The 1,294-nt window shown below is 48.1% G+C and carries 1 protein-coding gene; it reads left to right on the top strand.

The window, feature by feature from the left end; translation table 11 throughout:
• Nucleotides 1–137: 137 nt before the first annotated feature.
• Nucleotides 138–1,294 (top strand): IS4 family transposase (locus KEC56_RS14190; RefSeq protein ID WP_227531404.1); only part of this gene is annotated, 1,157 nt, incomplete at its 3' end.

Here is a 1,294-nt window from a genome sequence, read left to right on the forward strand (position 1 = left end):
CGCTATTCCGGCTACGGTTAAACGGTTAAAGCCCCAATGGACTGCTGAGGAATCCCCAGTAATGGGCGGGTGAAAAAAGACAGGCATAGAGTTTTGTGATCTACTGATTGTGCAACCAATTCAATGAGATCACCTCTATGCCTGCTTATCAAGTATGTCAGAATTTCTTCCGCGATGCCTTAGCTCCATTCCACAAATACCGACAAAATGCGCTTCTTGATGCAACTGTTGCTTTAACCCGTGGAGCATCGCTGACCCTGACCAGTATCGGGCGTTATTTACCCGGAACCGCTCAGGTTAAAAACAAAATCAAACGTGTTGATCGGCTGCTGGGTAATAAAGCGCTTCATCGCGATATTCCAATGATTTATAAAAGCATTATATCCATGCTGACAAACCCGTTATCTCTGTGTGTCATCGCAGTTGACTGGAGTGGCTATCCATCACAGGAATATCACGTACTCCGTGCCAGTTTGCTTTGCGACGGGCGTTCCATTCCGTTACTGAGCTGGATAATTCCTTCGCAAAAACAGCAAAATGTGCAAATTCAGAACGCGTTCCTTGATGCTCTTGCGAGTGCGGTAAACCCAAAAGCACGGGTCATTATCGTGACTGATGCCGGTTTTCAGAATGCCTGGTTCAGCCATATAAAACGGCTGGGATGGGACTTTACTGGCCGCGTCCGGGGCAGGGTGAAATTCAGACTACAAAAAACAGGTGAATGCTGGCATGACGTCTGCGATATCAAAGCTCAAAGACATCCGTTAATTAAAGCAGGTGACTGCCCTGTCCACCTGGGGGCCGGGACACTGGGTCGCGCGGAATATGCACGCTGTAACGGACATTTTTATCTTCACAAAAGGCCGTCCCGGGAACGTAAACATAAACATTCACGGTGTCGAATCCATCGTAGATCACAGGTCCGTGATGCCCGAAAAGCAGCAAAAGAGCCCTGGCTTATCTTCAGCAGTACAGATGACTTTAAGCCACGTGAAATCATGAAGTTATACAGTCGGCGTATGCAGACAGAGCAGAACTTCCGGGATGAAAAAAGTGAACGTTTTGGGTTCGGACTGCGTGCCAGCTACAGTCGTTCAGCGGGAAGAATACTGGTGCTGAGTCTGCTGGCAACCCTGAGCACAATAGTCCTGTGGCTCATTGGTTATCACGCTGAAAATAAAGGATTACATCTGCGATATCAGGCCAACAGCATTAAATCGCGGCGGGTGATCTCGTATCTGACGTTAGCGGAGAATGTCCTGCGACACACTCCGCTAATTTTAAAGCGAACGGT

Source organism: Microbacterium tenebrionis (assembly GCF_020682665.1).
Lineage (GTDB): Bacteria > Actinomycetota > Actinomycetes > Actinomycetales > Microbacteriaceae > Microbacterium > Microbacterium tenebrionis.